A 26,691-nucleotide genomic window follows, 5' to 3' on the forward strand; every position below is an offset into this window, starting at 1 on the left:
GGAGGTTTACGGGCCCGCCGCTTGACATAGAAGCGTCCCGCAGTCGGCTAGGGGACCCAGAGCCCGAGCGACTCGGCCACGAGCGCGGGGCGCTCCTCGCCCTCGATCTCCACGGTGTGGGTGACGGTGAGCAGAAGGCCCTTCTCGGACTCCTTCACCTCACTGAGCTCGGCCACGTCGCGCACGCGCGAGCCCGAGGCGACCGGCTGGAGGAAGCGCACCTTGTTCAGGCCGTAGTTGATCGACATCTTCGGGGGCTTCGCGACCTTGATGAGCTGCGGGGAGAAGTGCGCCAGCAGCGACAGCGACAGGTACCCGTGGGCGATCGTGGTCCCGAAGGGGCCGGCGGCGGCCTTCTCGTGGTCCACGTGGATCCACTGGTGGTCGCTGGTCGCGTCGGCGAAGAGGTCGATCCGGCTCTGGTCGATCGTGAGCCAGTCGGTCGGGCCCAGACGCGCGCCCTTGGCCTGGGCGACCTCCTGGACATCGGCGAATTCGCGCACCACGCCTCCGTTCGTCGGGTCCGGTTCATGGGGCCGGACGGGTGCGCTCACTCTACCTAACAGCGTTCGGTTAATGGAGGGGTGGGAGCGCCTCAGGTGTGCAGCGGACCCAACACCAGCGACTTGGCCGTACGCCCCTCCAGCACGTGCCGGTCGATGCCGTGGCCCAGCCCGCTCTCGGTCAACGGCACCGGAACCACACCCTCGTGCGCGCGCACCGGGGGCGAGACCACGTCGCGCCCGCGCCGTCCCGCGGGCGGCATCTCCACCGGCAGGGTCGCACCCGACAGCGATGCCAGCGCCACCGTCGCCGCACGCCCCACACCCGTGGTCGCCGAAGAACCGCACCAGACCTGCCACCCGGCGTCCACCGCCCGGTCCACGGCCCTCCGTGCCGGGGTCAGGCCGCCCAGCCGGGAGAGGTCGATGCCGAGCGCGCCGCCCGCCTCGGCCCGGACCACCGCGTCCACGTCCTCCAGGCACGTCAACGGGCGGTACAGCGCCACCGGCGTACGCAGCTCCGTCGACAGCCGGGCGTGCGCCTCCAGATCCCCCGGGTCGAAGGGGTCCTCGATCGCCAACAGACCCAGGCGGTCGAGCGCGTGCAGCGCCTCCAGGTGCTCGGGGGACTCGGTGTAACGGCCGCCCGCGTCGATCTGCAGCACCAGGAACGGGAAGCTCGCCTGCACCGCGTGCACCACGTCGAGGTCCCAGCCGGGGGAGACCTCCAGGCGGATGCGGCGGAACCCCGCGCCCACCTGGCGGTTGACCTCGCGCACCACCGACTCCACCGTCTTCTGCTGCGGCAGTGTCACCCCCGCCGTCAACGCCGTGCGCTCACCGCCCAGCGCGTGCGCCAAGGGTGTGTGCCGGCGGCGGCTCCAGAGGTCCCAGCAGGCGGTGTCGAGGGCGCCCGCGACCGCCGGGTCCCACGGGAGGTCGGCCCAGGCGTCGGAGGCCTCGGTCGGACGGCTCCAGGCGTGGTCGAACAGGGCCGGGGCGAACTGTGCCTCCAGCGACTCCCACTGCCGGGGGCTCGCTCCGGGGACCTCGCCCCAACCGCTGACACCGTCCTCGTCGGAGACCCGGACCAGCACCGGAGCGCCGCGCCCACCAGAGGGCGCGCGCAGCCGCACGAGCTCGAGCTCGACGATCCGGGTCGTGGTCGCCGCTCCGGTGTGTGCCACGCTGTTCCACCTTCGACAGTGCCGTCGTGCGTCGGACCCCGGGCCGCGATGGTCACGGCCCGGTCACCCTTCGACGGTACCCCCGGTTCGAGGGGGCGACCACCCCGAAGCCGCTGCCTGTGGACGCCTGCGTTCCTGGTCACAGAAGCGCCGGGCCGCGAGGGTGTCCCACGCGACCCGGCGCTCTGTTCGCGGCGACCGGTCAGCCCTCGGCCAGCACCTGCTCCAGCGGCTGGTGCTTGAGGTCGTGCGCCCGCGCGACCGGCTCGTAGACCACCTGGCCGTCGTGGGTGTTGAGCCCGCCGGCCAGCGCCGGGTCGTCGCGCAGGGCCTGGCGCCAACCCTTCTCCACGAGCTGGATCACGTACTGGAGGGTGTCCTTGGTCAGCGCGTGCGTGGAGGTGTTGGGCACCGCGCCGGGCATGTTCGCCACGCAGTAGAACACGGTGTCGTGCACTTCGAACGTGGGGTCGTCGTGCGTGGTCGGGCGGGAGTCCTCGAAGCATCCGCCCTGGTCGATGGCGATGTCGACCAGCACCGCACCCGGGCGCATGCGCGAGACCAGCTCGTTGGAGATCAGCTTGGGTGCCTTCGCGCCGGGCACGAGCACCGCGCCGATCACCATGTCCGACTCCAGCACCGACTGCTCCAGCTCCAGGGCGTTGGAGACCACCGTCTTCACCTGGCCCCGGTAGACCTCGTCGAGGTGGCGCAGCTTGCGCACGTTGAGGTCCAGGACCGTGACGTCGGCGCCCATGCCCACCGCGATCTGGGTCGCGTTGAGGCCCGAGACACCCGCGCCGACGACCGTGACACGGGCCGGGCGCACACCGGGCACCCCGCCCATCAGCACACCCCGGCCGCCGTTCGGGCGCTGGAGCGTCACCGAACCGACCTGGGGTGCCAGGCGGCCCGCGACCTCCGACATCGGGGCGAGGAGGGGGAGGGTGCCGTCGGAGGCCTGGACGGTCTCGTAGGCGATCCCGGTGACGCCGCGCTCCAGCAGTGCGTCGGTGCACTCGCGGGACGCGGCCAGGTGGAGGTAGGTGAAGAGGGTCTGCCCGCGGCGCATGCGGTGGTACTCGGCGGGCACGGGCTCCTTGACCTTGAGGATCAGGTCGCCGAACTCCCACACCTCGTCGGCGGTGTCGAGGATGCGGGCCCCTGCCTCGGCGTACTCCTCGTCGCCGATGGAGGAGCCCAGACCGGCGTCGTGTTCGACCGCGACCTCGTGGCCGCGGCTGACGAGTTCGTGCACCCCGGCGGGGGTGATGGCCACTCGGTACTCGTGGTTCTTGATCTCACGGGGCACGCCGATGCGCACGTTTCCTCCTCGGTATCTCCGTTGATACCCCTACTGTGACCTGCGAGGGCCACCCCACGCTATCGCCAACATGCATGCCACTGCGGCACCTTGTTGACAGGGTGTAAGGGCGATGTGTGGCCTGTGACACGGGGGAAATCGGGGGTCATTCCGGTGCCCTCGACCGGCCGGCCACCCACACACGTTCCACTCGTCCACGTACCCGCATCCCCGCGTAGGGACCCGGGTCGGACGCAGGGATGTGGACCTCCGCGCCGGGGTCGAAGGCGACCAGGTCCGCGTCGCGCCCCTCGGCGATGCACCCCTTGTCTCCCAGCCCCACCAGCGCCGCCGGTGTCTGCGCCGTCCACCGCGCGAGGGTGTCCAGCCCCAGCCCGCGGCGGGCCAGCGCCGTCCACAGCGCCGAACGGCTCCACTCCAGGGTGTGCAGCCCGTACGCCGGGAGGTGGCCGGAGGAGACCGTCGTGTCCTCCGGCTCCAGGCCCGGGGCGAGGGTGCTCCACAGGGCCCGGCGGTTGGCGTCCGAACGCAGCGGAGGCCGGAACGCGTGCCCGACGGAGTCGGGGGTCAGGTTCTCCGCGGGCAGGCACAGGTAGTGCGGGCTGGTCTGCGCGCTCAGCCGCACCCCCACCGACGCCGAGGCCGCCAACAGGGCAGCGCACTCCGCGGCGGTGAACGGGGTGATGTGCGTGCGGGTGCCCGTGACCCGGGCGGCCCCGATGACCCGCTCCAGGCCCCGGCGCTCGGCCCGCGGCGGGCGCTGTTCCGCCTCGAACGGGGGAGTGCCCAGCTCACGCGCGTCCTCCGCGTGCACGAACAGCACGGCGTCCAGGGTCGTCAGCTCCGCCATCGCCTTGCGCAGACGCACGTCGTCGATGGCCGCCATGTCCGGGGCGCCGCCGTCCGAGAGCGAGCACTGGAACGCCAACGCCCCGGCGGCGTGCAGATCGGCGATGTCCAGCGGGCCCGACGCCTGGGTCAGCCCACCGGTCAGGAACACCGACACCGGTGCCCCCGCGGACGCACGCTGGTGCACCTGGAGGGCGTCGGCGCTGGTCACGGACGGTCGTGCGGGGGCAGGGGCCGCCACGATCGTGGTCACCCCTCCGGCCAGAGCCGCTTCCGCCGCTCGGCGGTAGGAGTCCTCCAGGTCGCGCCCGGGCACGTGTACCCCGGTCCCCAGGTCGATCCCGCCCGGCAACAGCGCGACCCCGCCGAGGTCCACCTGTTCACGGGCCCGCAACGGTGCGTCGTGGGCGGCCACGGCCTCCACCCTGCCCTGCCGCAGTCCGACCGCCGCCGGGCCGACCCCTGCCGGGGCCACCACCAGCTCGGACCGGACCACGCAGTCGAACTCGGTCATCGTCGTCCCCTCATCGTCGTCCCGGCCGACGCTCCGTCCGAGAAGACCGTGCAACAGGCACGGGTGATGGCAGGCGGGGAGGACGGGCGCGCGGGAACACACGACGCTCTGCAGTGTGCTGCGTGCCACAACGACCTTACAGCGGGCGAGCGTTCGGGAAGGGGGAAACCTCACCATCGGAGGCCCCGGATCCCCTGCGTGTACCGAATTCGTGCGCTTCCCCGGGTTTGCAAGCGAACCCCTGTCCGACAAGGTGTAGTAGACGGTCTAGTGTCTGACTGGTGGACGCCTCCCAGGGCTCTGACCAGTACCGCGCCGCCCCCGCGACCGTCGGGGGAGGTGACGGGTGGGCGGGCGTCCGACCGGCGTCCCGGCCACGGGCCCGGACTGCCCGACCGAACATCCCTCGAACCCGGAGTGGCGCGTGGCTCCTCCCGCACAGAACGACACATCGACCCAGGTGGACCATCCCGATGCCCCCGGCACCGGACGGGTCCCACTCTTCGCCGGTGCGGCCGTGGTGCTGTCCCTGGCCAGCCTGGCATTGACCCTGGTCCTGGGAGGGGCCGCCTTCCCAGAGGTGATCCCAGGACTGCCGGACTCCGGTGAGGCCGTGCGCTGGGGCTACCCGATCGCCAAGGTCGTCATGGACGGCTCCGCGCTCATGGCCGTCGGGCTGCTGCTCATGGCGGTGGTCTTCCTGCCGTCCGAGCGCGGGCGCCTGACACCGCAGGCCGTCGGGTACGTGCGGGCCGCCACCTGGGCCGCGCTCGCCTGGGCCGTGGCCGCCGTGTTCACCCTGTACTTCCAGGCCGCCGAGTTCCTGGCCGCCACCGTCGGCCAGGTCAGCGTCGACGAGGTCACCGCCTACGCCGGTTCGGTCGGCGGCGGCATCGCGCTCATGTTCGTGGTGCTGCTGACCACGGGTGTCGCCCTGTTCGGCCGCACCGTCGTCTCGGCCACCGGCGGCCTCTGGCTGCTGGTCTTCGCCGGGATCGCGACCACGCCCCCCGCCCTGACCGGCCACTCGGCCTCCGCCGGCGCGCACGAGCTCGCCGTCACCGGCCTGGCGCTGCACATCATCACCGTGTGCGCCTGGGTCGGCGGTCTCATCGCCGTGGCCTACCACGCCATGCGCCGGGACGCCCAGGATCCGGTCGTGGCCGTCAACCGGTTCAGCCGCACCGCCCTGTGGCTCTACATCGGTGTCGCCATCAGTGGTGTGGCCAGCGCGCTCGCCCGCCTGTACTCCCTCGAGGACCTCTTCCTCACCGAGTACGGGCTCATCATCGTGGTCAAGGCCGCCATCTTCGCGGTCCTGGGTGTGTTCGGGTACATGCACCGCACCTCCGCGCTCAAGCGGATCGACGGTGCACCCGCCGGGGCCGCGGGCGAGACGCTGCGCCGCGGACTGTTCCTGCGGCTGGCGTCGGTCGAGGCGCTCATCATGGCCTCGGTCGTCGGTGTGTCCGTCGGACTGGGCCGCACCGCGCCGCCCCCGCCGCCCGAGAGCGAGGTCGACCCGGCCGCGGCGATCCTCGGGTTCCCCGTGCCGCCGCCCATGGACCTGCAGAACATCCTCACGCTGTGGCGCCCCGACCTGTTCTTCATCATGTTCGTGGTCGTGGCCGGCGGCCTCTACCTCGGCGGTGTGATGCGCCTGCGCAGGCGCGGGGACAGCTGGCCGATCGTGCGCACGGTCGCGTTCACGGCCGGCCTGCTGACGATCGTGGCCGTACAGCTCACCGGGTTCGCGACCTACGCGATGGTGCTGTTCTCCCAGCACATGATCCAGCACATGGTCATCTCCATGCTCACGCCGATCCTGCTGGTGCTGGGAGCCCCCGCCACGCTGGCGCTGCGGGCGCTGAAGCCCGCGCGGGTACGGGGCGACCGGGGCCCGCGCGAGTGGGTGAACCTGTTCCTGAACAGCAGGTTCTCGCAGGTCGTGACGCACCCGGGTGTGGCGGCGCCGCTGTTCGTGTTCAGCCCCTACGTCCTGTACTTCACGCCGCTGTTCCCGGCGCTCATGAACGACCATCTCGGTCACATGTTCATGAGCGTGCACTTCCTCATCACCGGGTTCCTCTTCTACTGGATCATCATCGGCCTCGACCCCGCCCCGCGGAAGGTCCCGTTCCTGCTGCGGATCCTGCTGCTGTTCGTGGTCATGGCCTTCCACGCGTTCTTCGGCGTGACGATCATGATGCAGACGGCGCCGATGGCCATGGACTTCTACAGCCAGTTCGAGGTGCCCTGGAGCGACCAGGCCGAGGACCAGTACGCGGGCGGCGGTATCGCGTGGGCGCTCGGTGAGATCCCGACGCTGCTGGTGACCGTCGCGCTGCTCTTCCAGTGGTCGAAGGACGACGAGCGCACGGAACGCCGGCGCGCACGCCACGCCTCCCGCGGCGATTCGGACGACGCCGACATGGACGCGTACAACGCCTACCTGGCCGAGCTGGCCCGCCGTTCGGGCGGCGGCACGGCCGTGCAGCAGGCGCCGGAGCGCACCACGGAGGACACCGTCGGCGAGGACGGGGACACCGGATCCGGCGCGGACGGCGACGGCGAGGCCGGTGGGTCCCCCGACAGCGGTGGCCCGCGCGGCTGAATCGATCCCGGGGCATCGACCCCGGTCGACGGGCGGGGTTCCCAGGTGGGTCCCCGCCCGTCGGCGTGTGCGGGGGAGCGCGGGCGACGGGGTGCCGGCCGCGGTTCGTCGTTCCGGTCGGCCCCGCGCCGTCCACCTGCATGGTTCTCCTGTCGGCAGAGAGGGGTGGTGCGCCGCAGGGCGATGGTGTTGGCTCGGCCCATGAGACCGTTCCGCTTCGGCGTCAACGCACCGTTGGACGACCCCGCCACCTGGGCCCGGACGTGCCACACCATCGAGGAGGAGGGCTTCGACCTGCTCCTGTGCCCCGACCACCTCGGGGCGCCCTCGCCCTTCGCGTTCCTGGCGGCCGCCGCGCGGGAGACCACCCGCCTGAGGCTGGGGACCTACGTGCTCAACAACGAGTTCTGGAACCCGGCCCTGCTCGCGCGCGAGGCGGCGACCGTCGACGTGGTCTCGGGCGGACGCCTCGAACTCGGGCTGGGCGCGGGCCACATGAAGAGCGAGTTCGACGACGCCGGGATCCCATGGCGTCCGCACGCCGAACGGGTAGCCCGCCTGGAGCGGAGCCTGGCCGAGCTCGACACCCGCCTGCGCGAGGGCGGTCAGGAGCCGGCGCCCGTGCAGCGGCCGCGTCCCCCGTTCCTGGTGGGCGGGCACGGACCGGCCACCCTCGATCTGGCCGCGCGGTGGGGCGACACCGTGGCGTTCAGCGGGCTCACCCAACGCCGGGACGCCGAACCGGGGCAGTTCACCCTGGCCGGCTCCGCGCAGACCCTGGAACGGGTGGAACGCGTGCGAGCGGCCACGGACGGGCGCTCACCCGAGTTCAGCGTGCTCCTGCAGGCCGTGAAGGTCACCGACGACGTCGAGTCGACCGCGGCCGAACTCGTCGAGTTCTTCGGGGCCGAGGCCGTTCCCGAGGGCGAACCGCTGTGGGAGAACCCGTACGTGCTCCTGGGCACGCCCGAGGAGATGGCGCGGGCCCTGCGCGAACGGCGGGAACGGTTCGGGTTCACCCACGTGGTCACCCACGCGCCGTTCCGTGCCGACCTCGCGCGCGTCATCCCTCTGCTGCGCGAGCAGGGCTGAGGCCGGGGCGGCCCGGGGCCGTGCAAGGGCGGCCGGACGAGAGGGGGCGGGCTCAGGCGGCCAGCAGGCCCACGATTGAGCCCAACAACCCCATGAGAAGGCAGATGCCCAGGCCGGCCAACAGCACCGGCAGCGAGGGACGCAGCTTGGCCAGCGCCGGCTGCCCGCTGACCGCGGCCTGTCGGCGCGCCACGACCGGAAGCAGGGCGATGTTGACCGCGTAGACGATCGCGACCACGCACGTGGCCGTGACGAAGGCGGTCCCGAACCCGGCACCGGTCGTCAGCGCGTTGGTGGCCGCCAGACTCGGCAGCGCCACCAGCAGCACGATCGACGCGCACCCGAAGGCCAGCCGCACCCGCGGCGAGGCTCCACGTGCGCTCCCGGAGGCGACCAGGAGGAGACCGATGAGGGCGGCCATGACGATGGCGCCCCCGATTCCGAACACGGCGATGTTGACCAGCGAATTCACGTCGGTCATTGTCTCACTGGTGTCGGTGTGCCCGGTTCCGGGTCCCGGGGAGGGAAGCGGCGCGGGGACACGGCCGCGGACGGCCGGCCCCCGTGCGTTCCGGTCGGCCGGGGTGTCAGTCGCGGGGGCGGGCCCCCGGTTCACCGGCGTCGATGACGAAGGTGGCGCGGTCGCGGATGGGGGCTCCCGGCTCGCTCACCCGGTCGACCACCCGGAAGTCGGCGGTCCACTGCTCGGGCGTGAGGGTGTTGCGAACATAACCCCGGCGGCGGTTGAGGAACCGGATGTGCGGGTTGCCGCGGAGCTGGACCTCGTCGGTCGGGTCCTGTTCCGATCCGTCCTGGCCGCTGGTGAACGAGGTACCGACCAGTTCGGTGGCGACGGTCTCCGAGTCCGGGTCGTCGAAGTCGGCCTTGACGTCCACCACGTAGTTGGCGTGCACGTCGCCGGTGAGCACCACGGGGGAGCCGACGCCGGCGAGCTCGTCGCGGACCGCGTCGCGTTCCACCCGGTAGTTGTCCCAGGCGTCGTCGCTGAACTCGTGCGGAGGGCCGTCCGCGAAGTCGCGCTGGGAGAAGAACACCTGCTGGGCGAGCACGTTCCAGACCGCCCTCGACCCGGACAGGCGGGAGGACAGCCACCGGCGCTGTTCGGCGCCCAGGAGCGTACGTTCCGGGTCGTCGCGTTCGTCGTCCTCCACCTGCGGGTCCCGGTACTGGCGGGTGTCGAGCATGTGCAGGTCGACGAGGGTGCCGTAGGAGAGCGTGCGGTAGAGGTGCAGGTCGGGGCCGTTCGGCCGTTGGGGCCTGCGTAGGGGCATGTGTTCGTAGTAGGCCTTGAGGGCGCGGGCGCGGCGTCTCAGGAAGCGTTCGCGCGGGATGTCCTCCTCGTAGGAGGTGTCGTCGGCCCAGTTGTTCTCGAGCTCGTGGTCGTCGAAGACCACCGCCCAGGGGAACGCTGCGTGGGCGGCCTGGAGGTCGGTGTCGGTCTTGTACTGGGCGTGGCGCAGACGGTATTCGGCCAGTGAGCGGACCTCGACCTCGGGGAAGTGCCCGCGGCCGATCTCGCCCTGGTCCTCGGTCTCGTAGATGTAGTCGCCGAGGAAGGCCACCAGGTCCAGGTCCTCCTCGGCGAGGTGGGCCTGGGCGGTGTAGTGGCCGTTGGTGTAGCTCTGGCAGCTGGCGATGGCGAAGGTGAAGCGGTCCGGGCGGGAACCCGGTTCCGGGGCGGTGCGGGTGCGGCCGACGGGGCTGATCTCGCCGTCCCAGCGGAAACGGTAGAAGTAGTCGGCGCTCGGGCGCAGGCCGCCGGGTTCCACATGGACGGAGTGTGCGTCGTCGGGACCGGTCTCGGCGGTGCCGGAAGCGACGACGTCGGAGAAGTGTTCGTCGTGCGCGACCTGCCACTCGACCTCGACGGTGCGGTCGGGCATGCCGCCCAGACCGTCCTCGGCCAGGGGGTCGGGTGCCAGACGGGTCCAGAGCACGACGCTGTCGTGGAAGGGGTCGCCGGAGGCGACGCCCAGGGTGAAGGGTTCGGTCATCACGGAGCCTCGGGGGGTGGGGGACGGGGGGACGTCCGCGTGCGCGGATGACTGTCGACTGTCCCCGAGTGCTACCCCGCGGGGCGGTGGACCACCGCGTTCTCCAGAGATTCTCCGGAACCCTGCCCATCCGGTGCCCCGCGCGCCGCTGGAGATTCCCTCGACCCTCCGGCGCCTGCGCACGTGCGTGTGCCCGGCGCCCGTTGCGCGTGCCCCTCGCACTGCGCTGAGGCGTGCCTTCGGAGATTCCCTGAAGTCCTTCGCGCGCACGGTGTGGTCCACGAGCAGGACGCGTGCCCTGGAGGTGGGCGTGCGTGCAGCTCCGCCGGTCCGCGGCTCTCACGCGCGCCGATCCTGCGTGGGATCCCTGCGCGCGTGTGCAGGCGCTCTGGCGCAGCCCCTCGTGCATGGACCGGGCGTTCCTCGGGGCGGCCGTGCGCGTGGAGAATCTCTGCGTGGTCCGACGTGTGCCCCTTGCCCTGTGCGGCCGGGGCCCCGCCGGGGCGCAGGGCAAGGGCGTTGAAGCATCTCCATGCCCTGCGCCGTACGCCTGCATGCGTGCGCCGGGCGTGGGCATGGCGCGTCCTGGGGGCCGCGCTTGCTTGCCTGTGCCCGCGTTCGCGCGTTCGCGCGTTCGCGCGTTCGCGCGTGCGCACGTGGCGCGTGAGAGCCGGGGGACCTGCGTTCTTCGAGCACGGCCGGGGCGCGCGTTGCTCAACTCGTGCGCATCCGTGCGCGGCTCGAGGGGGCGGCATGTGGGGGCTGGAGAATCTCCGGCGGTCGGAACGGCGCCCGTGCCCCCGGGTCAGCCCAGGTGCTCGACGCGTGACCCCGACGACCCCTTGTGCACCCGCAACTGCGACGTCACCCGGTCGCGCAGGTCGGCCACGTGGCTGACGACCCCGACCGCGCGGCCGCCGTCGCGCAACCCGTCCAGCACCTCGAGGACCTCCTCCAGCGTGTCCTCGTCCAACGTCCCGAACCCCTCGTCCACGAACAGGGTGTCGATGTCAGCGCCGCCTGCCTCGGCGCCGGCGACGTCCCCCAACCCCAGCGCCAGGGCCAGGGAACTGAAGAAGGTCTCCCCGCCGGACAGTGTCGCCGGGTCCCGCTCCACCCCCGTCCAGGCGTCGAGCACCCGCATGCCCAACCCGCCGGCGGAACGCGCGCGCCCGTCCCCGGCGGCCTTGTCGACGGTGTACCGCAGCTCGTACCGGCCGTCCGACATCGTCGCGAGCCGGTCGTTGGCGGCGGCCACCACCTGCTCCAGCCGCGCCGCGAGCACGTACGCGGACAACCGCACGTGGTCCTCGTTGTCGGCGGCGGTGCCCGAGGTCAGGGCCCGCATGTTCTCCGCGAGGGCGTACCGGTGCAGCACCGGTTCCGACCCCGCCAGGCACGAGTCCAACTCCACCCGGAGCTCGGCCAGCCGCCGCGCCCGGTCCCGCAGCCCACCGCGCCAGGCCACCGCCTCGTCCGCGGCCCGCCCGGCACGCGAGGCCGCCTCGCCCAGGGCCTCCAGGTCCGGCACGGGCCCGGCACCGGTCAGTTCCGGGTCCTCCAGCACCGCGCGGACCGCAGCCACTTCGTCGTCGTGCGCCCGCGCCCGTTCGCGCAGGTCCCGCCGTTCGGGGTCGGACAGCGCCGCCGCCCACACCTGTTCCTCGGTGGTCGACGAGAGCCCTGCCTCGGAAGGCTCGCCGTCCCCACCGCGCAGGTCCACCCCGGCCAACCGGCGCCTGACCTCCGCCTCGGCCTCCCGCAGCTCCTCCACGGCCCGGTCGCGCGAGGTGGCAGCCTCGGCCGCCGCACCCAACCGGTCCGCCTCCGACACCAGCCGCCGGGCCCGCGCGTCGATGGTCGGATCGTCGCCCCGCGCGGCGTCCAACACCCCGGTCAGCCGTTCGCGTTCGGCCACCGCGGCCTCGCGTGCGCTGGTCACCTCCGACACCCGCAGCGCCAGCGTGCCCTCACGTTCGCGGGCCCGCTCCAGGTCGGTCCCGGCGCGCTCCAACGCCTCCTCCAGACGCTGGACGGTGTCGGCCGCCGCCCGCGCCTCCGACAGGGCCTCGGAACGTGTACCCACCTCGGCCCGCGCGTCGGCGACCCCGCGCCCCTCGGCCCGTTCGGCGGCGGCCGTACGCCGCTCGCGCAGCACGGTCTCGGCGTTCTCGGCCTCGCTCCGGCGCACCGCGGCAGCGTCGGCCGCAGAGTGTGCCGCCTTCTCCTCCTCCGCCGAGACCACACCCTCGGGCCCGGCGACGGCGGGGGAGGGGTGCTCCGCGGAACCGCACACCGCGCACGGCTCGCCCTCGGCCAGGTCGGCGGCGAGCTCCGCCGCCATGTGCCCGATCCGCCGCTCGCGCAGCGCCAGGGCGTGGTCGCGCGCCTCCTGGGCCGCGTCCACGGCCGTGCGCCGACGCTCCTCGGCCCCGGCCAGTTCACCGGAGAGCCGCTCCTGATCCTGCGCCGCCGACAACCGCGCCCGCGCCGTCGCCAGAGCCGTCTCCGCGCCTTCGGCCCGGGCGGCCTGCTCCCGCGCCTCGGTGAGCTCACGGGTCAACGACTCCACCCGCGGCGGCAACACGGAAACCTGCTCCCGCGTAGCCTCCAAATCACGTGCCAGGCGCTGCAGCTCCGCGTCGTGCCCGGCCACCGTCCGGCCCAGGTCGCGCAGCCGTTCGGCGTCCCCGCGCAGCAGCTCCAGGCGTGCGTGCTCGTCCCGGCGTTCCTGCTCGGCCGAGCGCAGCGCCTTCTGCGGACGCGGCGCCCCGGCGTCGGGCCACTCGCCGGCGACCGGAACCCCGAGGGCCGTGCGGTCCACCCCCGGCAGCCCCTCCACCAGGGCCAACCGCTCCGCGAGTTCGGCCTCGGCCTTGTCCCTCTTCGTGCGCCGCTGGTCCCGCGCGTGCAGCGACGGGAGCACCGTGTCCGCCCGCTCGGCCGCGGCCAACCGCACGTCGATCCCGGAACGCTCCTGCGCCCGCTCCTTCAACTCCGCGTCCCGGAGCCGCGCCGCGGACAGGCGCTCGTGCCGGTCGCGCACCGCACGCCCGCGCTCCAGCTCCGCGCGTGCCTCCTCGCGCTCGGCTACCACCCCGGCGGTGACCGTCTCGGCGTCGCGTGCCGTCGCAGCGGTCACCGACGCAGCCTCGGCCGCCCACGCCGACAGCTCGGCCGGGTCCTGCGGGGCCTCGGACCGCGCCGCCTCCGCCAACCGCCCGGCGGCACCGCGCACCGCCTCCTCGGCCGATTCGACCTCCCTACGCAGCTTGGATGCGTGCCCGCGGAACCACTCCTCCACGTCCCGGAACACCCGGGTGTTGAAGATCCGCTCGAGCGACTCGCGCCGCTCCTCCGACCGGGCCCGCAGGAACCGCGCGAAGTCCCCCTGCGGCAACATCGCCACCTGGCAGAACTGGTCCAACGTCAGCCCCACGAGGTCGCCGATGAACTGCCCGGCCTCGTCGGGGCGCGTCGTGACCCCGACCCACGAACCCTCGACCCGCTCGGCCACCACGACCTTGGCGTTCTCGACCTTCGTGCCGCGGCCGCGCTTCTTGGGCCGCTCCCACCGGGGCTTGCGTGCGATGTGCAGGCGCCGCCCGCCGCAGGTGAACTCCAAGGTCACCTCGGGCTCGCGGTCCAACGGGGCGTGGTCGCTCTTGGGGGAGCGGTCGTTCTGGCGTGCACCCGGCACCCGCCCGTACAGCGCGAAACACACCGCGTCGAGCACCGAGGTCTTGCCCGCTCCCGTCGGCCCGTGCACCAGGAACAGCCCGCCCGAGGTCAGGCGGTCGAAATCCACCTGCTCCTGCCCGGCGAAAGGCCCGAAGGCCCGCACCGTGAGGGTGTGCAGCCGCATCAGCGGGCCCCTTCCTGGAGGCGGACCTCTTCGACGGCGGTGTCCACGAGCGCGCGTTCCTCCTCGGACACGGGTGCGCCCCGAGCCCACTCCACGAAGTCGGCCACCACCGCACGTTCGTCGCGGCCGGAGACCTTCGCGGTGACCGGACGGCGTTCGGGCGCACCGCCCTCGGGGTCGAAGTCCAACATGAGCGTGTGCGGGAAACGCTCCCGCAGCCGGTCCATGGGCCGGGACGGGCGGCGCGGGTCGGTGAGGGTGATTTGCAGCCAGTGCCCGGTGAAGCGTTCCCACTCGGCCCCGGACAGCAGGTCGTCGATGCGCCCGCGGACACGGGCCAGCGGACGCGGGACCGGGGCCCGCACGAACTCCGCGCCGGCCAGGCCCGAGGCGTCCAGGTCCACGATCCAGTACCCCTTGACCTGGTGTTCCTCGGAGAAGGAGTAGGCCAGCGGGCTCCCGCAGTACCGCACCGCCGGGCTCAGTGCCTGGCGCCCGTGCAGGTGCCCCAGCGCGGCGTAGTCCACCCCGTCGAAGATCGTCTGCGGCACGTGGCTCGCCCCGCCCACCGAGATGTCGCGCTCGCTGTCGGAGGGCTCGCCGCCGGTCACGAACGCGTGGGACAGCACCACCGACCGGGTCCCGGGGCGTTCGGCGAGGTCGGCGCGGACGAGGTCCATCGCGTGGCCGAGCGCGGCCGGGTGCCCCCGTTCGGAGAGCCCCCAGTGGTGGCGGGCGATCTCCGGCTCGAGGTAGGGGATGCCGTAGAAGGCGACGGGACCGTGCTCGTCCTCGACCACCACCGGGGTGCCCACACCGTCCATGGAACTGCGCAGGTGCACCCCGGAGGCGTCGATGAGGTCGGTGGCGAAGGACATGCGCGCCATCGAGTCGTGGTTGCCGCTGATGAGTACCGCCCGAGCCCCGGTGGCGTGGATGCGCGCCAGGGTGCGGTCGAACAGGCGCACCGCGTCGACCGGGGGCAGGGCGCGGTCGTAGAGGTCGCCGGCGACGACGACCACGTCGACGGCCTCGGTGCGGATGGTCTCGACGAGGTGGTCCAGGACGCGGCTCTGCGCGTCGAGGAGGTTCTCGCGGTGGAAGGAACGGCCCAGGTGCCAGTCCGAGGTGTGCAACAGGCGCATGGCACTGGACATTACCGAAGGTTGGGCCGGGGCGTGAGGGCCTCGTGTGGACCTGTGGACAACGGTGGTCGCCCCGGCCCGGGCCCCCAGCCCCGCCCACACCGTCAGTTCTTGCGGGCCAGCGTCAACCCGTCGCCGAGGGGCAGCAGCACCTGTGTGACACGGTCGTCGGCCACGAGCCGGTCGTTGAAGTCCCGGATGCCCTGGACGTGCGGCTCGGTGTTGTCGGGGTCGACCACCCGACCGTGGGAGAGAGTGTTGTCGGCCAGCAGCAGCCCGCCCGCACGCATGCGCGGGACGAGCTCCTCCCAGTAGTCGATGTAGCCGGTCTTGTCGGCGTCCAGGAAGGCGATGTCGAACTGCTCCTGCTCGGGCAGGCCCTGCAGCGACTCCAGCGCGGGGCCGATGCGCAGGTCGATGCGGTCTGCCACGCCCGCGCGTTCCCAGTAGCGCCGGGCCACCGACGTCCACTCCTCGCTGATGTCCAGCGCGAGCAGGCGGCCGTCGGAGGGCAGGCCCCGGGCGAAGCAGATGGAGGAGTACCCGGTGAAGGTACCGATCTCCACGACGTCGCGTGCGCCCTGGATCCGGGTGAGCAGGGTCGTGAAGGCGCCCTGCTCGGCTCCGATCTGCATGCCCTTGTGGTCGGGGTACAGGCGTGCGGTCTCCTCGGCGAGCTCGGCCAGCACCGGGTCGACGGGGTCGGTGTGGTCGACGATGTAGGCCTGGAGCTCGGGGGTGATGGTTTCCGTGGTTCGAGTCACGCCGCCAGCCTAGGGCCTGCTTGGCGAACACCCAGTTACCTGCTGCGCGTCGCCCCAGCGGCACCCTCGCTGCGTTCTCATCAGTCAACGGCACATCCAGGCCGACTCCTTCTTCGGCCTTGCGATTGCACCACTGTCCCGCCCGTCGCCCGCCACCACCCTCAACGGACGCCTCCGGCGCAGTATTCGTCGAAGCGACGGAAGGCGTCCACCAAACAGGCCCTGACTTCCCACCCGCCGGTGGCCTCCCACCGCGCGGCCGGTCACCAGCTGACGATGTCGGAACCGCCCGTGGCCTGGCTGTGGTCGGGCAGGATCTCCGGCCAGTCGAACAGGTACACCGAACCGAGGACCACGCCGACCGTCAGCAGCGGCGTGATGACCTTCTGCTCGAAGGGGCCGTCGGTGGCGAAGCCCTTCCCCTGCCCGATGCGCTGCCGGTAGAAGGGCCAGAAGATCGGAACGCCCATCTTCGTGACCATGTCGCCGAAGAAGTGCAGGATCACGCCGAACGCGACCGCCATGCCCAGCCAGCTGTAGTCGGTGCCCGTCGCGTACAGCGCCAACGTGATCGCGCCGGTGGCCAGGGCGTTGATGATGCCCGAGGCCGTGCGGTTCTTGTCCAGGCCGAAACCCAGGCCCTGGAGCGCGATACCGATCAGCAGGAACACGAAGATCTGCACGGCGAGGTCCGACCACAGTGCCAGCAGCGTCACGATCGTGCCCATGAGCGCGGCGAAGAAGAACGAGTGCGTGCCCATCCGGTGCCCGCCGAACAGGAAGTTCAGCATGTCGCTGAGCACCTCGGTGACCTTGCCGTAGGTCTTGGTCACCGTCGCGCTGCGGTGGTCGACGTCGGGCAACAACGCTGCACCCGCGCACACCAATGAGCCGGCGATGATCTCTCCCGGCCCCAACTCGAAGGTGAGTCCGAAGATCTCCCGGTCCTGAACGGCGGCGGCCACGGCCATTCCGCCCACCACGCCACTGAGTGCGTGCGAGTGCCCCATCATGTCCGGAAACCGTAGCGGAGTATGCCAAGGGCAGCCAATCGGGGGGAATTGCGGACGCCAAATCCTCGCCGACCGCGCTCCTGAGCCGCGGTTCGGACGCGAATGGATACCGATGTCACGGCGCCCGCCGAAGATCGTTGACCCCCTTCGGTCGGCGTTGGTAAACAACCAACAACCCCCAGCGGTGGCCCGGCCACCGACCCCACGAACCACGACAGGGGCCGTTCATGAAAAGTCCGTACCCTCCCGTCGGCACCCTTTCTCGGCGCTCCGCGTCAGCGGCTGCCGCCCTGCTCCTCGTCGGAAGCATGAGCGCGGTACCGGCCGCTGCCGACGAAGGCGGCACCGACACTCTGACCGTGGCCATGTCCCAGCAGGTCGACACGTTCAACCCGTTCATCGCGCAGCTCGCGGTGACGACCAACATCCTCAACCACGTCTACGACCGGCTGGTCACCGTCGACCCCGAGACCAACGAACCGGCCCCCGCCCTGGCCGAGAGCTGGGAGGCCTCCGACGACGGCCTCACGTGGACCTTCGACCTGCGCGACGACGTGTACTTCAGCGACGGCGAGCAGCTCACCGCCGACGACGTGGTCTGGACCCTCACCACGATCATGGAGAACGAGGACGCCGCGGTCGCCTCCGGCAACTACGTGTCCGCGTTCGAGGAGGTCACCGCCGAGGACGACACCACCGTCGTCGTCGACCTCGAGCAGCCCCAGGCCACCATGACCGCGCTCAACATCCCGATCGTGCCCCAGCACGTGTGGGAGCCCGTCCTCGAGGAGGAGGGCGACGCGTTCGCGGACTACGACAACGAGGACTTCCCCGTCGTGGGCAGCGGCCCGTTCGTCCTGGCCGAGCACGACCGCGGACAGTCGATCCGCCTGGAGGCCAACCCCGACCACTGGCGCGGCGCCCCCGGCTTCGACGAGCTGGTCTTCCGCTACTACACGGAGCAGGACGCCGCAGTCGAGGCCCTGCGCAACGGCGAGGTCTCCCTCGTCTACGAGCTCACCGAGGCCCAGGCCACCTCCCTGGAGGACGTCGGCGACGTCGAGGTCAACTCCGCCGACGGCAAGCGGTTCCAGGCCTTCACCATCAACCCCGGCGCCGAGACCCAGGACGGCGAGGAGTTCGGCGACGGCCACCCGGCTCTGTCCGACAAGACGCTGCGCCAGGCGATCGTCATGGCCCTGGACAACGACGAGATCGTCGAACGCGGCCACAACGGCCAGGCGGTCGCGGCCGGCGGTTACATCCCGCCGCGTTACGAGGACTTCCACTGGGCGCCGGAGGGCGACGAGGCCACCCTCGACTTCGACCCCGACGCCGCCAACGAGATGCTCGACGACGCCGGTTACGAGACCGGTGACGACGGGGTGCGCACCTCACCCGAGGGCGACCGCCTCGAACTGCGCATGCACGTTCACTCCGACCGGCCGGACAACGTGCAGACCGGCCAGATCATGGAGGAGCGCCTCGGCGACATCGGCATCGAGGTCGACAACCAGACCGTCGACCCGGGCATCCTCAGCGACGCCCTCTACGACGCCGAGTACGACCTCATCTTCACCGGGTGGACCGTCAACCCCGACCCGGACTACGTGTTCAGCATCCACACCTGCGACGGCCTGCCCACCGAACCGGGCACGATGCAGGGGGACGCGTACTTCTGCAACGAGGAGTACGACGAGCTCTACGAGGCCCAGCTCGAGGAGCACGAGGACCTCGACCAGCGCGCCGAACACGTCCACCGGATGCAGGAGATCCTCTACGACGAGGCCGTGGTCAACGTCCTGAGCTACCCGAACATCATGGAGGCCTACCGGACCGACCAGATCTCCGACATCCAGCTCGAGCCCGCCGACGGGGGCAACATCTGGGGCCAGGACGGTTACTGGGCCTTCTGGTCGGCCGAACCCGCCGGGGAGGACGCGCAGTCCGGCGCCGGGATCCCCACCGGGGTCCTCATCGGCGGCGGCGTGGTCGTGCTCCTCCTCGTGGCCGGTGGGGCCTTCTTCCTCCTCCGCCGCCGCGCCACCACGGGGGACCGCGAGTGACCGCGACCCCCACAGCGACCGAGGAACCGGCCGGGTCGCCCCGCGAGGACGCCCCGGCCGGGGGCGGCGGCCGCGTACGCCGGGTGGTCCTGTACGTGCTGGGCCGCCTGACCACCGCCGTGGTCTCCCTCGGCGCCGTCATCGTCGCCGGCTTCTTCCTGTTCCGGATCCTGCCCGGCGACCCGGTCCGCGCCATGACCGAGGGGCGCGAGGTCAGCCTGGAACAGCAGGAGGAGCTGCGCCGCCAGTTCGGGCTCGACCAGCCCCTGTGGGCCCAGTTCCTCGACTACGCGAGCGGGCTCCTGCGCCTGGACCTGGGTGTGTCCTTCCAGTACCGCGAACCGGTAGCCGACCTCATCCTGGAACGCCTGGGCCCCACACTGCTGCTGGCCGGGACCGGAACCCTCCTGGCGGCCCTGCTCGGCCTCTTCCTCGGCGCCCGCGCCGGGTGGCGGCCCGGCGGGCGGGGCGACCGCGTCAACACCGCGGTGGCCCTGTTCTTCTGGTCGGTGCCCACGTTCTGGCTGGGCCTGCTGCTCATCGTGCTGCTGGCCTCCGGCCGCGGCTTCTTCCCCGGCCTCTTCCCGACCAGCGGCATGACCGCCCCCGACGCCACCGGCTTCGAGGCGGTCGTGAGCACCGCCCACCACATGGTGCTGCCGGTGGTCACCATGGTCGCGGTCATCTATGCGCAGTACCTGATGATCATGCGCTCGTCCCTCATCGACGAGAAGGGCGCCGACTACCTCACCACCGCCCGCGCCAAGGGGCTGCGCGACGCCCTCGTGCGCCGGCGCCACGCGGTGCCCAACGCACTGCTGCCCACGGTGACGCTGGTCTTCCTCAACCTGGGCCAGGTCGTCTCCGGGGTCATCCTCGTCGAGACGGTCTTCTCCTGGCCCGGGCTCGGTTACCTGTTCTACTCCGGCCTGCACGTGCCCGACCTGGGCCTGGTGCAGGGCCTCTTCGTGCTCTTCGCCGCCTCGGTGATCCTCATGAACCTGCTGGCGGACCTGGTGTATCCGCTGCTCGACCCCAGGGTGCGCCCATGACCGACCTCGACCCGCGCCCGAGCCCCGCGGCCCCCGTGCCCTCGCCCCGCGCCCTGGCCCGGCGGCGCAGGCAGCGTGCGCTGGGCCGGTTCGCCCGCTCCTACGCACACAATCGCGCCGGGATGTTCGGTCTGCTGTCGTTGCTGGTCATCGCGACGGCGGCCCTGACCGCGCCGATGTTCATCGAGCAGTCCCACCTGAGCATCACCGGTGCGCCGGGACAGCCCTACGAACCGCCCAGCGCCGAGTACCCGCTGGGCACCGACAACTTCGGCCGCTCGGTGCTCGACCTCATCATCTGGGGCGCACGCGTGTCCCTGGCCGTCGGGCTGCTCGCCACCGTCGTCTCGGTCACCCTGGGCACCGTCATCGGCATCACGGCGGGACACTTCGGCTCCTCCGGAGGCACCGGCGGACGCATCGCCTCGACGGTGCTCATGCGCATCACCGACTGGTTCCTGGTGCTGCCGACCCTGGTGCTCGCGGTCGCACTGGCGGCCGTCCTGCCCGGCGGCACCGGAACCATCGTCGTCGCGATCGGCCTGACCGTCTGGCCGCCCACCGCCCGCCTCGTGCGCGCCCAGACCCTGGCGGTGGAGGCCCGGCCCTACGTCGAACGCGCCCGCGCCCTGGGCGGCGGCCACACCCACGTCATGCTCTGGCACGTGCTGCCCAACGTCATGCCCGTGGTGCTGGCCCAGACCACCCTGCTCGTGGCGACCTCGATCATCGCCGAGTCCACCCTGGCGTTCCTGGGCATGGGCGACCCGACCACGATCTCCTGGGGCGGCATCCTCGAGGCGGCCCGCACCGCCGGCGCCGTCAGCGCGGGCATCTGGTGGTACATGGTCCCGCCCGGGTTGGCCATCGCCGTGGTCGCGCTGTCCTTCACCCTCTGCGGGCGCGCGGTCGAGTCCGTCATCAACCCCCGTCTCAGGGAGAACCGTTGACTTCCCTCCTCGACGTCCAGGACCTCCACGTGACCTACCGGACCGAGGGCGGGGACGTGCCCGCGGTCCGCGGGGTGAACCTGTCCCTGGGCCCCGGCGACACCCTGGGCCTGGCCGGGGAGTCCGGCAGCGGCAAGTCGACCGTGGCCCTGTCGCTGCTGCGGCTGCTGCCGGCCACCGCCCGCGTCGAGGGCTCGGTCCTGCTCGAGGGCGAGGACGTCCTGGCCATGCGCTGGGGAACCCTGCGCGCGGTGCGCTGGGTCGGGGCCTCGGTCATCTTCCAGGGCGCCATGCACTCCCTCAACCCCGTGCGGCGGATCGGCGACCAGATCGCCGAACCCATGCAGATCCACGGGACCGCCAAGGGCGCCGACGCCGCCGAACGTGTGCAGGGCCTGCTGCGCCAGGTGGGTCTGCCCGCCTCCCGCGCCCGCGACTATCCCCACCAGCTCTCCGGCGGCCAGCGCCAGCGCGTCATGATCGCCATGGCCCTGGCGTGCGAACCCCGCCTGGTCATCGCCGACGAGGCCACCACCGCCCTTGACGTGATGATCCAGGCGCAGATCCTGGACCTGCTGCGCTCCCTGGTCGCCGAGCACGGGATCGGCATGCTCATGATCAGCCACGACCTGTCCGTGCTGGCCGAGACCTGCGATCGCGTCGGGATCATGTACGCCGGACGTGTCGTGGAACAGGGCCCTGCCTCGGGCGTCGTGCACGCACCCGCCCACCCCTACGCCGGCGCCCTGAGCGCGGCCTTCCCCACGATCGGCGACCCCGCCTCGCGCCTGGCGCCGCGGGGTCTGCCCGGGGACCCGCCCGACCCCGCCGACCCGCCGGCGGGTTGTGTGTTCCGCCCGCGCTGCCCGGTCTCGGAGGAGGTCTGCGCGACCCTGGACCCGCCCCTGTGGCCCGTCGACCCCGACGAACACGGCGACTCCGACCGCCACGCGGCGTGTGTGCACGTGGGGCCCGAACGCCCCGTGCCCGCCGCGGGTGAAGTCCGATGACCCGCCCCGAGGAGACACACGTGAGCTCGACCGAGACCGACCCGCCGGTGTCGTCCGACCCCTCCGGCGCCGCACCGGTGTCCACCCCCTTGCTCAGCGCCGACGACGTCCGGGTGGCCTTCTCCGCAGGGTTCGCGCCCGGCGGTACCGCGGGCACCGCGCACGCCGTCGACGGTGTCAACCTCGACGTGGGACACGGGGAGATCATCGCGCTGGTCGGCGAGTCCGGCTGCGGCAAGACCACTCTGGCCCGGGTGCTGCTGGGCCTGGAACGTCCCACCGGCGGCCAGGTGGTCTTCGAGGGCGCCCCGCTGGGGTACCGCTCCCGCGCGCTCAAGAGTTACCGCCGCCGCGTCCAGCTCGTACAGCAGGACCCCACCGGGTCCCTCAACCCGCGGCGCACCGTCTACGAGTCGGTCGCCGAGGGCCTGCGCGTGCACCGGGGAACCACCGCCGACGAGGCCGAACGGGTGGGGGAGGCCCTGGCTCGCGCTGGGCTGCGCCCGGCCGACCGGTTCTTCGCGCGCTACCCCCACGAGCTCTCCGGCGGCCAGCGCCAGCGTGTGGTCATCGCCGGCGCCCTGGTGCTGGAACCGGAGGTGCTGGTGGCCGACGAACCGGTGGCCTCCCTGGACGCCTCGGTGCGCGGCGAGATCCTGCGCCTGCTGCTGGAACTGCGCCGGGACCTCGGGCTCTCGGCGCTGGTGGCCACCCACGACCTCGGGCTGGCCTGGAACATCGCCGACCGGGTCGCGGTCATGTACCTGGGCCGGGTCGTGGAGCTGGGTTCGGTCGAGGACGTGCTGTCGGCACCCGCCCACCCCTACACCCGGGCCCTGCTGTCGGTGCTGCCGGACGCACCCTCGGAGGAGGGGCCGGTCGTGCTCAGCGGTGAGCCGCCGGACCCCAAGCGTGTGCCCGGCGGCTGCCGGTTCCACCCGCGCTGCCCGATCCTGGCCTCCGGCGAGGCCGAGCGCGCGGGTGTGGCCGAACGCTGCCGCACCGAGGACCCGCGGATCCTGCCGGGAGGCGACGAGCGGCGGGTCGCCTGCCACTGGGCCGCGGCCGACGACGAGGGCCGCCTTCCTGTTGTGTGACGGGCATCACATGCCACCCCGTGTGTAGGAGAGCAACCGCAGGAGCAGCGCGCTGACGCGGCGTGTCGCACCGGCGGTGCCCGACAAAGCAGGACCCAGCACGACACATCGCTCCGATCCGCCCATTGCGTACGTTCGCGACACCCACATGCCGGGCAGTACATGGGAGGCCACCCCATGTGGTGATCGCGATGGGAGCGACCGATGGTCCACACCCTGTCCAAGGACGAAGTCCACGAACACATCAGCGGGGTCTGCTTCAAGACCGGGCCTCCCGGCAAGGTCGGGGCCGAGACCGAATGGCTGGTCACCGACCCCGAACACCCCACCGAACCCGTCGACCTCGACCGCCTCCGCACCCTGCTGGAGGACGGCGGACCCCCGCCCGCGGGCAGCGGGGTCACCTACGAACCCGGCGGACAGCTCGAACTGAGCTCACCCGCCCTCCCGGGCCCGGCCCGAGCGCACGAGGCCCTGGCCACCGACCTCGCGCACGTCGACAAGCTGCTCGCCGAAGGGGGACTCCGTGTCCTCGGAAGCGCCGTCGACCCCGCACGCGCCCCGGTCCGGCAACTGCGCACACCCAGGTACACCGCCATGGAGCGATTCTTCGACGACCGCCGGCACGCCTCCGGCACCGTCATGATGTGCAGCACCGCCTCGATCCAGGTCTGCCTGGACACCGGCGCCGACCACGACGACCTCACCGCCCGCTGGCACTTCCTGCACCGCCTCGGGCCCGTCCTCGTGGCCGCCTTCGCCAACTCGCCCGTCTGGCGCGGCCGCCGCACCGGCTGGAAGTCCACCCGCTGGGCCGTGTGGGCCGGGATCGACGGAACACGCACCCGCCCCGTGCCCGACGGCACCGCCGCCGACCCCGTCACCGCCTGGACCGACTACGCCCTCGCCGCCCAGGTCATGGCCCTGCCCGCCGACCCCGGCGGAGGGGACGAGTGGATCGCCGGGCCCGGGTTCACCCTCGCCGAGTGGGTCGACGGGGCCGGCCCGCGCCCCCTGACCCTGCCCGACCTCGACCTCCACCTGAGCACGCTCTTCCCGCCCGTGCGCCCCCGCGGGTGGTGGGAACTGCGCATGATCGACACCGTGCCCTGGCACTGGTGGCCGGTCCCCGTCGCCCTCGCCGCCGCCCTCACCGACGACCCCGGCGCACGCGCCGTCGCCGAGGAGGCCACCGAACGCCTCAGCCGCGGACCGGTCCCCGCCCCCGACCTGTGGCTGCGCTCGGCCCTGTCCGGACCCGCCGACCCCGAGCTGGCCGCGTGCGCGCGCGAGTGCTTCGACGCCGCCGTCGCCGCCCTGCCCGGTATGGGCTCGGCCGGTCTGGCCGCCCTCGTCGACGACTACGCCGACCAGTACGTCCGGCGCGGCCTCAGCCCCGCCGACACCTGGCCGCACGTGCCACGGCCCCGCGCAGCGCCCACGAAGGGGGCCGCGCAGGGCCGACCCGCAGTGAAGGGAGGAACAGGGTGAACCAGGAACACGAACGCGCCAAGGAGCGCATCGCCACCGAACTGGACCACAGCCGCCACCGCAGCAACGGGCTCACGCTCGACGCCCTGGACGACGAGGGCCTGCGCGCCCAGCACTCACCGCTGATGTCGCCGCTGGTCTGGGACCTCGCGCACGTCGGCAACTACGAGGAACAGTGGCTGCTGCGCGCGGCGGGCGGCCGCGAGGCCCTGCGCCCCGACATCGACGGGCTCTACGACGCGTTCGAGAACCCGCGTTCGGACCGCCCCTCCCTGCCGCTGCTCGACCCGGTCGAGGCCTACGAGTACAACGCGCGCGTGCGCCGCGAGGTCCTCGACGTGCTCTCCGGCGCCGACCTGGGCCGGGCGGAGGAGACCGCCGGCGAACGTTCCCTGCTCGACTCCGGGTTCGTCTTCCACATGGTGATCCAGCACGAGCACATGCACGACGAGACCATGCTCGCCACCCACCAGCTGCGCCGCGGCGCCCCCGTGCTGCTGGAACCGGCCCGGCGCGTGCGCTCGCTCAAACCCCCGGTGCACGAAGAGGTCTACGTCCCGCCGGGCACCTTCACCATGGGAACCGACGACGACCCCTGGGCCTTCGACAACGAACGCCCGGCCCGCGGCATCCACCTGGACGGCTACTGGATCGACACCCGGCCCGTCACCAACGCCGCCTACATGGACTTCATCGACGACGGGGGTTACGAGAACCGCCGCTGGTGGAGCAAGGACGGCTGGAAGTGGCGCACCAAGAAGAAGGCGTTCGCGCCCGCGTTCTGGACCCGCGAACCCCAGGGCTGGTCGCGGCGCCGGTTCGGCCGGCAGGAGATGCTCCCGCCTGACGAACCCGTCCAGCACGTGAGCTTCTTCGAGGCCCAGGCCTACGCCGCCTGGGCGGGCAAGCGCCTGCCCAGCGAGGCCGAGTGGGAGAAGGCCGCCCGCTGGGATCCGGCCACCGGGGCCTCCCACCGCTACCCCTGGGGTGAGGAGGAACCCACGTCCCGCCACGCCAACCTCGGCCAGCGCGCCCTCGGCCCGGCCCCGGCCGGACGCCACCCCGAGGGTGCCTCGCCGCTGGGCGTGCAGCAGCTCATCGGCGACGTGTGGGAGTGGACCTCCACGACCTTCCACGGCTATCCCGGGTTCGAGGCCTTCCCGTACCGCGAGTACTCGGAGGTCTTCTTCGACGACGGGTACAAGGTCCTGCGCGGCGGTTCCTGGGCCACTCACCCCACGGCGGTGCGCTCCACGTTCCGCAACTGGGACCACCCGATCAGGCGGCAGATCTTCAGCGGGTTCCGCTGCGCACGGAACGCCGACGACACCTGATGTGCCGCCACCTCGCCTACTTGGGGCCGCCGCGTACGCTGCACGACCTGCTGTACGCGGCGCCCCACGCACTGCACACCCAGTCGTGGGCGCCGCGCATGCAGCGCCACGGCACCGTCAACGCCGACGGGTTCGGGGTCGGCTGGTACCCCGGGCCCGCGGCCGGCGCGGAGGGCGCCCCAGTGAAGGACGGCCCGGCCGAGCCGCTGCGCTACCGCCGGGCCATGCCCATGTGGGCCGACGCCTCCTTCGCCGACGCCGCCCGCGCCATCACCTCCGGGTGCGTGGTCGCGGCGGTGCGCGACGCCACGGTCGGGTTCGGCTCGGAGGAATCCGGCGCCCAGCCCTTCCGCGCCGACACCCTGCTGTTCAGCCACAACGGAGCGGCCAAGGACGACAGCGCTCTCGTGCAGGCCTTCGCCGCGCCCCCGCCCGAGGGTGCCCTGGACGCACGCGCGCCCGTCGACTCCGCGCCCCTGTTCGCGCACACCGTGCGCACCTGGCGCGGCTCGGGCGATCTGCCCGGCGCCCTGGCCACCGTGGTCCGCCAGGCCAGGGAACGCTCCGAGGGTCGGTACAACCTGCTCGCCTCCGACGGCACCGCCTTGGCCGCGACCGCTGCCGGCGACACGTTGTTCACCTTCCACGAGCCCGGGGGAGGGGTCTTCATCGCCTCCGAGCCGTTCGACGACGCACCCGGCTGGCACGAAGTGCCCGACGGTTCCCTCGTCGTGGCGACCCGCGACGGGACCCGCATCCATCCCATCGGCTGAGCAGCCCCTCCACCACCGGCGCCCGAGGAGGCA

20 protein-coding genes are annotated in these 26,691 nt (G+C 72.3%); 10 read left to right on the forward strand and 10 right to left on the reverse strand.

Going from position 1 to position 26,691, the window contains the following annotated elements:
* Positions 1–47: 47 nt before the first annotated feature.
* From IDM40_RS22195 to IDM40_RS22210, 4 genes are all read right to left on the reverse strand, one after another.
* Positions 48–506 carry a MaoC family dehydratase gene (locus tag IDM40_RS22195; protein ID WP_328807095.1) on the reverse strand — a complete coding sequence of 153 codons (459 nt, stop codon included), beginning with the start codon at positions 504–506 and terminating at the stop codon, positions 48–50.
* Positions 507–595: 89 nt separating this feature from the next.
* Entirely contained in the window at positions 596–1,690 is a 1,095-nt protein-coding gene (locus tag IDM40_RS22200) for an enolase C-terminal domain-like protein (RefSeq protein ID WP_193123981.1), read from the reverse strand.
* Between the two features lie 202 nt (positions 1,691–1,892).
* A complete protein-coding gene (ald, locus tag IDM40_RS22205; RefSeq protein WP_193123982.1) occupies positions 1,893–3,014 on the reverse strand; it encodes an alanine dehydrogenase in 1,122 nt (373 codons plus the stop codon).
* A 145-nt stretch (positions 3,015–3,159) separates the two neighbouring features.
* The gene (locus tag IDM40_RS22210; protein WP_193123983.1) at positions 3,160–4,377 is read right to left on the reverse strand and encodes a dihydroorotase; all 1,218 of its coding nucleotides are present in this window, start codon (positions 4,375–4,377) and stop codon (positions 3,160–3,162) included.
* A gap of 424 nt (positions 4,378–4,801) precedes the next feature.
* On the opposite strand from IDM40_RS22210, the gene IDM40_RS22215 reads away from it, so the two are divergent.
* Complete coding sequence (locus tag IDM40_RS22215) at positions 4,802–6,991, forward strand: cytochrome c oxidase assembly protein (RefSeq protein WP_328807096.1); 2,190 nt, start codon at positions 4,802–4,804, stop codon at positions 6,989–6,991.
* Positions 6,992–7,192: 201 nt separating this feature from the next.
* The gene (locus IDM40_RS22220) at positions 7,193–8,083 is read left to right on the forward strand and encodes a TIGR03621 family F420-dependent LLM class oxidoreductase (protein WP_193123984.1); all 891 of its coding nucleotides are present in this window, start codon (positions 7,193–7,195) and stop codon (positions 8,081–8,083) included.
* Positions 8,084–8,135: 52 nt separating this feature from the next.
* On the opposite strand, the gene IDM40_RS22225 is transcribed toward IDM40_RS22220, so the two are convergent.
* The 6 genes from IDM40_RS22225 to IDM40_RS22250 form a co-directional block, all read right to left on the reverse strand.
* On the reverse strand, positions 8,136–8,564 hold the full coding sequence (locus tag IDM40_RS22225) for a hypothetical protein (protein WP_193123985.1): 429 nt from the start codon (positions 8,562–8,564) through the stop codon (positions 8,136–8,138).
* A 106-nt stretch (positions 8,565–8,670) separates the two neighbouring features.
* Positions 8,671–10,209: an alkaline phosphatase D family protein gene (locus IDM40_RS22230; RefSeq protein WP_328807100.1), complete on the reverse strand. Its 1,539-nt coding sequence runs from the start codon at positions 10,207–10,209 to the stop codon at positions 8,671–8,673.
* Between the two features lie 694 nt (positions 10,210–10,903).
* On the reverse strand, positions 10,904–13,963 hold the full coding sequence (locus IDM40_RS22235; RefSeq protein ID WP_193123987.1) for an AAA family ATPase: 3,060 nt from the start codon (positions 13,961–13,963) through the stop codon (positions 10,904–10,906).
* Positions 13,963–15,120, reverse strand: a complete 1,158-nt coding sequence (locus IDM40_RS22240) for an exonuclease SbcCD subunit D (RefSeq protein WP_193123988.1) — start codon at positions 15,118–15,120, stop codon at positions 13,963–13,965. Before IDM40_RS22240 ends, IDM40_RS22235 begins: the two co-directional genes overlap by 1 nt.
* Positions 15,121–15,212: 92 nt before the next feature.
* Positions 15,213–15,872, reverse strand: coding sequence for an O-methyltransferase (locus IDM40_RS22245; protein WP_193123989.1), 660 nt, complete (start codon positions 15,870–15,872; stop codon positions 15,213–15,215).
* Between the two features lie 263 nt (positions 15,873–16,135).
* Positions 16,136–16,885: a metal-dependent hydrolase gene (locus IDM40_RS22250; RefSeq protein WP_193123990.1), complete on the reverse strand. Its 750-nt coding sequence runs from the start codon at positions 16,883–16,885 to the stop codon at positions 16,136–16,138.
* 227 nt (positions 16,886–17,112) lie between these two features.
* Between IDM40_RS22250 and IDM40_RS22255 the strand changes: the two genes are divergently transcribed.
* The 8 genes from IDM40_RS22255 to egtC all read left to right on the forward strand — a co-directional run bounded on the left by IDM40_RS22255 (position 17,113) and on the right by egtC (position 26,658).
* On the forward strand, positions 17,113–18,951 hold the full coding sequence (locus tag IDM40_RS22255; protein WP_193123991.1) for an ABC transporter substrate-binding protein: 1,839 nt from the start codon (positions 17,113–17,115) through the stop codon (positions 18,949–18,951).
* The gene (locus tag IDM40_RS22260; RefSeq protein ID WP_193123992.1) at positions 18,948–20,003 is read left to right on the forward strand and encodes an ABC transporter permease; all 1,056 of its coding nucleotides are present in this window, start codon (positions 18,948–18,950) and stop codon (positions 20,001–20,003) included. The genes IDM40_RS22255 and IDM40_RS22260 overlap by 4 nt, the downstream gene beginning before the upstream one ends.
* The gene (locus IDM40_RS22265; RefSeq protein ID WP_193123993.1) at positions 20,000–20,953 is read left to right on the forward strand and encodes an ABC transporter permease; all 954 of its coding nucleotides are present in this window, start codon (positions 20,000–20,002) and stop codon (positions 20,951–20,953) included. Before IDM40_RS22260 ends, IDM40_RS22265 begins: the two co-directional genes overlap by 4 nt.
* Complete coding sequence (locus IDM40_RS22270) at positions 20,950–21,963, forward strand: ABC transporter ATP-binding protein (protein ID WP_193123994.1); 1,014 nt, start codon at positions 20,950–20,952, stop codon at positions 21,961–21,963. Before IDM40_RS22265 ends, IDM40_RS22270 begins: the two co-directional genes overlap by 4 nt.
* A gap of 20 nt (positions 21,964–21,983) precedes the next feature.
* A complete protein-coding gene (locus IDM40_RS22275; protein WP_193123995.1) occupies positions 21,984–23,060 on the forward strand; it encodes an ABC transporter ATP-binding protein in 1,077 nt (358 codons plus the stop codon).
* Between the two features lie 204 nt (positions 23,061–23,264).
* Positions 23,265–24,551 (forward strand): ergothioneine biosynthesis glutamate--cysteine ligase EgtA, encoded by a 1,287-nt coding sequence (gene egtA / locus IDM40_RS22280; RefSeq protein WP_193123996.1) that lies wholly within the window; start codon positions 23,265–23,267, stop codon positions 24,549–24,551.
* Positions 24,548–25,885: an ergothioneine biosynthesis protein EgtB gene (gene egtB / locus IDM40_RS22285; RefSeq protein WP_193123997.1), complete on the forward strand. Its 1,338-nt coding sequence runs from the start codon at positions 24,548–24,550 to the stop codon at positions 25,883–25,885. The genes egtA and egtB overlap by 4 nt, the downstream gene beginning before the upstream one ends.
* The gene (gene egtC / locus IDM40_RS22290) at positions 25,885–26,658 is read left to right on the forward strand and encodes an ergothioneine biosynthesis protein EgtC (RefSeq protein WP_193123998.1); all 774 of its coding nucleotides are present in this window, start codon (positions 25,885–25,887) and stop codon (positions 26,656–26,658) included. The genes egtB and egtC overlap by 1 nt, the downstream gene beginning before the upstream one ends.
* Positions 26,659–26,691 lie beyond the last annotated feature (33 nt).

The sequence above is a fragment of the Nocardiopsis coralli genome, assembly GCF_014892575.1.
Taxonomy (GTDB): Bacteria; Actinomycetota; Actinomycetes; order Streptosporangiales; family Streptosporangiaceae; genus Nocardiopsis; species Nocardiopsis coralli.